The sequence below is a fragment of the Nonomuraea sp. NPDC050691 genome, assembly GCF_040654455.1.
GTDB lineage: Bacteria > Actinomycetota > Actinomycetes > Streptosporangiales > Streptosporangiaceae > Nonomuraea.
In genome coordinates this window covers 1-6,758 of the sequence record NZ_JBFAIA010000280.1, presented here as the reverse complement: position 1 = coordinate 6,758, position 6,758 = coordinate 1, and the positions used below count along the sequence as shown (strand labels likewise).

Below are 6,758 nucleotides of genomic sequence, written 5' to 3'. Positions count from 1 at the left end.
TATTCTTTCAGCGACCGTATTCTCTGTCAAATTCGGCGCTTTCGGAATTCCGACCGCACCCCGTCTCCGGGGCAACCCCTCTAACTTACCAGCCCATCCAGACACATGCGAATCGTCCGGATGAAGCCAGAAGATGAGGGGAGGCGCGGGGCATCTCCGAGGCTCTCTCGAGCCCCTGGCCGCCCTGCGAAGACAACACTAGCAGCCCTACGCCCGTGCTTCGCGCCACTCGGGTAATCACATGGTCCTTCCCTCCCCTCATGTCACTCAAACCTCGGCATGCCCACCGCTGTTCGTACGACGAGTCGGCTGGGTCGCGCGGCAAGCCGACGTCAACCCATCCGCAATCGCGTGACGGTACGAAGTACTTACGAGCACTCTGCACCCTCGGAGGTGTCCCCATGACCCGCTCGGAGTTCGATGACATCCGCGCCTTCCTCGCCGACGAGGCGACACACGCCGGCGACCTGTTGCGGGTCGCCCGGACTCTGATCGACGACCTGGAGCACGTCCGCATGCGTGAGGCCATCCTGCGGACGTACTACCTGCGTCTCCTTACTGCCGCCCGCGCCACCGTGGCGGCAGACACGGTCGGCGCCCCAGACCCGCTGGTCTTCCTCAAGCACGAGCTCGCCGAGCACGGCCAGCTCCCCGAGGAGGGCGCGGCCGTGCAGCGCATCCTGTCCGACGCGCGGGCGGCCGAAGCGCTGCTCGCCTGCCTGGAGCAGAACGGCCAGCGGCGTCCGCAGGGCATGCGTCTGCGCCGCTGCGTCGGGACCGGCCGCCGCCTCTCCCACTGACCGGTCCGTCACCGGCTGCCCTGGCCCACCGCCGACGTCCGGCGCCTGGCCGCCGGCGCCTCCAGGTCCGGTGGATCATCCACTCCCGCTGACGGACGCCGATGTGTTCTACGTCTGGAGGTAAACGCCCATGTGGGGCGGGCGGCTCTCACCCACCTGACCGACACTCCGTGGGGCGGACGGCCACTCAGCGCGGCGGACAGCTCTCACCCGACTGACCACCCCCTGGGGGCGGGCGACCACTCTGTGGGGCAGCGGCTCTCATCCGACTGACCGATCCCGACTGACCGATGCTGCACAGGGCACCGCGCCTGCCGACACTGCTCGTACTGGGCGACCCTGTATGTTCCGGCCAGTCCTGGCGGGCGTGCAAGGCGACGGGAGTCAACTAGGGCGTCGGCTCCCTCTCGGGCTGCACGTCGGCTGCTCCGGCCTACGACTCGTCCCGGGCTGCGACACAGGGCGGGCAAGTGAACTCGTCCGCCGCGAGGCGTCCACGCCTCGTCCTTCCTCAGGCCCTCCAGTCGCACAAGACGTCCTACGTCAAGCCCGTTCACACAGCCGGTCACAACGCATCCTGCGTCAGGCCTGTCCACACAGTCACTCACCGCGCAACGTGTGCCAGGCCCTCCACCGGATGTCGGCGGCTCCGGAGCGGGGCGTCAGCGGCGGTCCGATGCACTCCCCATCCCTTGACCAGGGGCGGGAGGCGCGTGATGCGCCGTCGGGCCGGGTGACTGGATGACAACTTCGCACATACCCACCCTTGGTGCTATGGCTGTCAGACTGCGCGTATGTGGCAGCGAGGGTTGAATTGGGCGGCAGTCGCCTTTGTCGGGATATTCGGCCTAATGTGGGTTGGCGTAGTGATTTACGCGGACGCCGACTCTGCCCTCTGGATGCGCGCCGGGGAGACGATCTTCGGCCTCGTCCTCACCGGGTGGGCCGTCCGAAGGGCCGCCAAAATGATCATCAGAGCGTGAGTGCCATGAGCGAGCAACTCTACGAAATCAGCTATGACATGGGCGACGACGTACAGGAATCTTGGGTCGCCATGTATCGCGACAGGTTCCCGGAGCGCCATCGCATCGCCGAGATCGACGATGAGGCGGCGCGCGGTATCTCGCGTTGGGTCCACGAGGAGGACCCGCGGGAGTCCGACGCGCATGTGGACCTGCTGGAAGAGCCCCGATCGTATTTCGAGGACGACGAACGGGGCTGAGAACCTCTGACCTCGCCTCTCAGGGCTGGTACGGCGGTGCGACGCCCCATCCCCAGTGCGGCACGGGTGCGCTCGTCACCGGCTTGGCATCGGTTTGGGAGTTTTGCAGCGCCAACCTGGTTCCCCATTCGATGTAGCCGGCGAACGCCGCCCTGAACTCAGGATCGTCCGGCAAACCGACCTCGTCGGCGGCGTCCATGAGCAGGTTCACCCAGCGGCGCCGCTGCGGTTCGGTTATCGCCTTGCCCAGGTGCATGGACAGCATGTGGGGATAACCGCCGCGCTCCTTCGTATAGCGGTCTGGGCCGCCGAACACCTCAGCCAGCCACATGGCGACATAGCGGGGATGATCGGGATCCATGTGCCGGAACAGCGGCCCGACCAGATCGTCCTTGCGGACGTGCGCGTAGAACGCCTCCGTGAGGCGCTCCAGCGCCTCCGCTCCGCCCGCCCACTCGTAAAGGGTCGGCACCGTCTCACTTGTCATGTAATCATGTAATCAGGTAGGAGTGCGGCGACTCAACCCCTTCAGCCAGCCGTCGAGGCCGTCCCGCATCGGACGGCCCGACTCTGACCGGTACCCGCTGGACGGCGGGGACGGTGTGGCCGCCGCTGATGATGACCTCGCGCACAGGCCGCCGCCGATCCTTGTCTCTCCAGAGACTGGCCGCAAGTCCGCTCCACGGACCGGCTTCGGTTTCTCCACAGACCGGCCGCCGGTGAGCGCTCCCCTGCTCTCATCCCTTCACCGCCAGAACGCCGCCGTGCTACGCGAAGTCTGGACAATCTGGGGATGACCTTCAACCACAACGATCACTACCACGCCTTGCTGACCAAGCAGCTTCCTGGCGGAGCCCGCCGGGCGCTCGACGTGGGGTGCGGAACGGGACGGTTCGCGCGCACGCTCGCGGCGCGAGGACTGGACGTGGACGCGGTCGACCCCGACAAGGCCGTCATCGACGCCGCGACGGGGGCAGGCGTCCGCTACATCCACGGCGACATCACGACCATGGAGCTGGAACCCGGCCGCTACGACTACATCTCGTGCCTGGCAAGCCTGCACCATGTGCCGTTCGAAACCGTACGGGCGTTGAGGACGGCCCTGGCGCCTGGCGGGGTGCTGGCCGTACTGGGGTGCTACCGGGCGAACGCTCCTTCGGATTACCTGGTCGACCTGCTGGCCATCCCGGCCAACGCCGCCATGCGGCTCGCGTTGATCGGACGTCCTGCCCCGGAGGTCGACGCGCCGGTGACGGGGGCGAGCATGACGTTGGAGGAGATCAGGAGGGAGGCCGCGACGCTGCTGCCCGGGGCGCGGATCAGGCGGCTGTTGTTCTGGCGCTATCTGCTGACTTTTCAGGCGGTGTGACGCCTCCGGAACGGGGTTGCGCTCGTGGGGATGCTCCCCTTGAGCTCTGCGGCCCGGACGCCGTACGTGCAGCGGTGATCCACCGGGCGCCGCGAGCGCGTATTCCCGGACAGACTCCTTGGCGATCCCGCACAAGGACGTCCGCCCCGTCGCGTCGCGCTGCCCACGGGCGCGGGTCAGCCGATGGCCAGGGCTTCGTCGTTCGGGTCGTCCGCGAAGCCGGGGACCCAGCGGATGACCTCGTCGCGAAACCGCGCCGTCGTGTTGAGCTGGCACAGGACGCCGATACCGGCCGCGTGGACGCGGTGGATGAGGACGTACGACACGGGAAGGTTGAGCTGGCGCACCACGTTCGTCGGGCGCAGATCCGTGACGCTGGCGGCCTGCGCCTGGAGCCATTCCCGGCTGAACGTGAACTCCTCCACTGCCGTGGGCTCCACGTACGGAGCGAGGAACGCGCGCAGCGCGTCCGGGTCCACCTCTATTTCCGGGCGGATGAAGCCCTCCTCCCGCAGGCCGTCGACCACGGTCCTCATGTCGCCCTGGTTGAAGATCCTGGTCAGCTGGCCGAACGCCGTCGGGTAGCCCTCGGGGAGCCGGTTGACGGCGCCGAAGTCGAGGATGCCCAGCTTGCCGTTCGGCAGCATGCGGAAGTTGCCCGGATGCGGGTCGGCGTGCAGCATGCCCACGCGTGCCGGCGAGCAGAAGAGAAAGCGGACGAACAGGAGCCCCATCCGGTCGCGCTGTTCCTTGGTGCCCTCGGCGATGATCCGGGACAGCGGCGTGCCGTCCATCCACTCGCTGACGAGGACCATCTCGTTGGCGGCGATCACGTCGGGGACGTGGAAGTCAGGGTCGTCCATGAACTCGAGGGCGAAGGCGTGCTGCGCCTCCGCCTCCCGGAGGTAGTCGAGCTCCTCGGCGATGCGCTCGCGCAGCTCCGCCAGCACCGCCTTGATGTCGAGCCCCGGCAGGATGACCCCGAAGAGCTTGCCGAGCCGGGCGAGCTGGGCGAAGTCGCCGAGCAGCGCCTTGCCCGCCCCCGGGTACTGGATCTTGACGGCGGCCTCCCGGCCGTCGTGCCACACGGCCCGGTGGACCTGGCCGATCGACGCGGCGGCCGTGGGCTTGTCGTCGAACGAGATGAAGTGGTCGCGCCAGTCGTCGCCGAGCTGCTCGGCCAGCACCTTGTGCACGGTCGCCGTGGGCAGCGGGGGCGCCGCCTCCTGCAACCTCGTCAGGGTGGCGCGGTAGGGACCCGCGATCTCCTGTGGCAGGGCGGCCTCGAAGATGGACAGGGCCTGCCCCACCTTCATCGCTCCGCCCTTGAGCTCGCCGAGCACCTTGAAGATCTGCTCGGCCGTCCGCTGCTGGATCTCCAGGGCCACCGTCTCGGCCGGCTTGCCTCCGATGCGCTTGCCGAGCCCGAGGGCGGCACGGCCGGCGAACCCCAGCGGAAGGGAGGCCAACTTGGCAGAGCGCGTGACGGCGCGGCGCGGAAGATCGCTCACACTGATGCGCGGCCTCTCACAGCGAGAAACCGCTCCCCCTTTCGACGGTCGTCGCCGGAACACCTCAGTCGCTCTTGGGCGACACGACCATTCTTAGCGAATGAGGATTGTTTCGCATACAACGACATTCAGGATGCCGGGTCCAGGACGTGCTCCCCCAGCGTCCATCGGGGGTGACGTCCACTGTGCAGTTCGTCACAGCGGACGGGCGACCGTCCAGATGGGCCAGCGCGTGCCCCGCCGCGGCCGCGGCCACGACCGTGGCCAGGGTGGTGTCGCAGGCGATCTCGCCGGGTGGGTAGCCGCCCAGGCGGGCGGTCACCATCGCCCATCCGGGGTCGCGGTCGCGCCGCGTCAGGTCGAGGCAGTGCAGGCACACCGTACGGCCCGGCAGGACGAGCGGCCCCACGGACCCGTGCCCCTCGAACGCGGAGGCGAGCAGGTGCGGGATGCCCAGCTCGGCCAGCTCGTTGACCAGGACGAAGTCGAGCGGCTCCACGGGGGCCAGGATGACGAGGTGGGGGCGGTGGGTCCCGTCGCCGAGGTAGGGGCCGCCGGCCTGCACCAGGGCGGAAGGGGTGCCGGGAGGGGCGGGCGGGGTGACGATCGGCGCTGGGCGGACGTGGTCTCTTACTGGCCAGGGGTTGCGTTCTGCCCGGGTGGGGCACGGGTGGACGTCACTCGGGGCCGACGGCGCGTGGACGTCGCTCGAAGCTGATGGCGGGCGGACACCGCCCGAGGCGGATGGCGGGTGGTCGTGGGGCTGGAGGGAAGGGGATGCCGTTCCCTCCGGCCGGGCGAGGGGGCTGACGGTGGTTGAGTGAGAGTGCTTCGGGTGAGGACGGGGGCGAGGGGCGCGCCGGCGTGGGATCGGGGTGGGAGTGCTGCCCCCGGTTGCCGCCGGAGCGTTGTGCTCCACTGGAGCCCCGTTCGTCGCAGGGCCCGGAGGGACGCCGCCGGAGGTGAGGCGGCGTGCGACGGCCACGGCGCCGTCCTGGCGGCTGAGGCCGAGCTCGCTCCAGGTCAGGCCGCCGGGCGTCAGGTCGCGGGGCCGGACCGGGCCCGGGTCGAACACCCGGATGTCGCCCACTCCGCATGAGGCCAGCAGGGCGACGATCTGCGCCCCGACCCGGCCCGCTCCGTAGACGCGCACCCGTGCTCGTCTTCTCGCCCGGAACACCGCTGAGCCGCCGTCGGAGCCCGGGGAAGCCAGGTCGAGGGCGTCCACGTCCGGCTCCAGCCGGTCGCGCTCGGCCAGGGACAGACCGCGCAGCGACACGTGACCGGCTGAGGCGTCGTGGAGGACCCTGCGGGCGGTGAGTTGGTCGAGCAGGGCGCGGGCCATCGGCTCGTCCAGGCCGGCGGCGGAGGCGGCACGCAACACCTGCCTCAGGTCGCGGGTGCCGTCGAGCAGGGCGATCCATCGCCGGACCGGGCCGGTGAGACCGGTCAGGACGACGGCTTTGGCGGGGTGGACACCGATCTGCAGGGTGTGCTCGTCGCGGAGGATGCGGCGGAGGGCGGGCTTCACACGTGGCCTCATGGGGCGGAAGGTTTCCACGTCGCGGCGGCTCCGCGTGGCGGGTTTTCGCGGGCTGTGGATAAGTCGGCGGGGCAGGGATGGGCTGTGGAAACGTCGCGGGCTCGCGGCGAAGGTTTGGAGGGATCCGGCTCGGACGGATGGCGGCCGTCAGAGCGTAGTCGGACGGATGGCGCCCGTCAGAGCCGGCTCGGACGGATGGCGCCCGTCAGAGCGGGGTCGCGCCGCTCGCCCGATACACGGACGCGACTGTCCGACCGTGCGCCCGGGCGGCCGTACGCCCGGGCGGCCGGGCGGCCGTACGCCCGGGCGGCCG

Annotated in this window: 6 protein-coding genes; 3 read left to right on the top strand and 3 right to left on the bottom strand. The window is 69.6% G+C overall.

Annotated elements, in window-relative coordinates; all coding sequences use genetic code 11:
- Positions 1 to 401 precede the first annotated feature (401 nt).
- A complete protein-coding gene (locus AB0H81_RS43080) occupies positions 402 to 800 on the top strand; it encodes a hypothetical protein (protein ID WP_358387772.1) in 399 nt (132 codons plus the stop codon).
- Between the two features lie 988 nt (positions 801 to 1,788).
- Entirely contained in the window at positions 1,789 to 2,022 is a 234-nt protein-coding gene (locus tag AB0H81_RS43075; protein WP_358387769.1) for a hypothetical protein, read from the top strand.
- 19 nt (positions 2,023 to 2,041) lie between these two features.
- On the opposite strand, the gene AB0H81_RS43070 is transcribed toward AB0H81_RS43075, so the two are convergent.
- Complete coding sequence (locus AB0H81_RS43070) at positions 2,042 to 2,509, bottom strand: group II truncated hemoglobin (RefSeq protein ID WP_358387766.1); 468 nt, start codon at positions 2,507 to 2,509, stop codon at positions 2,042 to 2,044.
- Positions 2,510 to 2,815: 306 nt separating this feature from the next.
- On the opposite strand from AB0H81_RS43070, the gene AB0H81_RS43065 reads away from it, so the two are divergent.
- The gene (locus AB0H81_RS43065) at positions 2,816 to 3,391 is read left to right on the top strand and encodes a class I SAM-dependent methyltransferase (RefSeq protein ID WP_358387764.1); all 576 of its coding nucleotides are present in this window, start codon (positions 2,816 to 2,818) and stop codon (positions 3,389 to 3,391) included.
- A gap of 176 nt (positions 3,392 to 3,567) precedes the next feature.
- Here the strand turns inward: AB0H81_RS43065 and AB0H81_RS43060 are convergent, their stop codons facing one another.
- On the bottom strand, positions 3,568 to 4,902 hold the full coding sequence (locus AB0H81_RS43060; protein WP_358387761.1) for an AarF/UbiB family protein: 1,335 nt from the start codon (positions 4,900 to 4,902) through the stop codon (positions 3,568 to 3,570).
- Between the two features lie 64 nt (positions 4,903 to 4,966).
- Positions 4,967 to 6,433 carry a thiamine biosynthesis protein ThiF gene (locus AB0H81_RS43055; protein WP_358387758.1) on the bottom strand — a complete coding sequence of 489 codons (1,467 nt, stop codon included), beginning with the start codon at positions 6,431 to 6,433 and terminating at the stop codon, positions 4,967 to 4,969.
- Positions 6,434 to 6,758: the final 325 nt, after the last annotated feature.

Bases quoted from the DNA above. Each gene is read 5' to 3' on its own strand.
- AB0H81_RS43080 (WP_358387772.1), top strand. From the start codon at position 402: ATGACCCGCTCGGAGTTCGATGACATCCGCGCCTTCCTCGCCGACGAG.
- AB0H81_RS43075 (WP_358387769.1), top strand. From the start codon at position 1,789: ATGAGCGAGCAACTCTACGAAATCAGCTATGACATGGGCGACGACGTA.
- AB0H81_RS43070 (WP_358387766.1), bottom strand. From the start codon at position 2,509: ATGACAAGTGAGACGGTGCCGACCCTTTACGAGTGGGCGGGCGGAGCG.
- AB0H81_RS43065 (WP_358387764.1), top strand. From the start codon at position 2,816: ATGACCTTCAACCACAACGATCACTACCACGCCTTGCTGACCAAGCAG.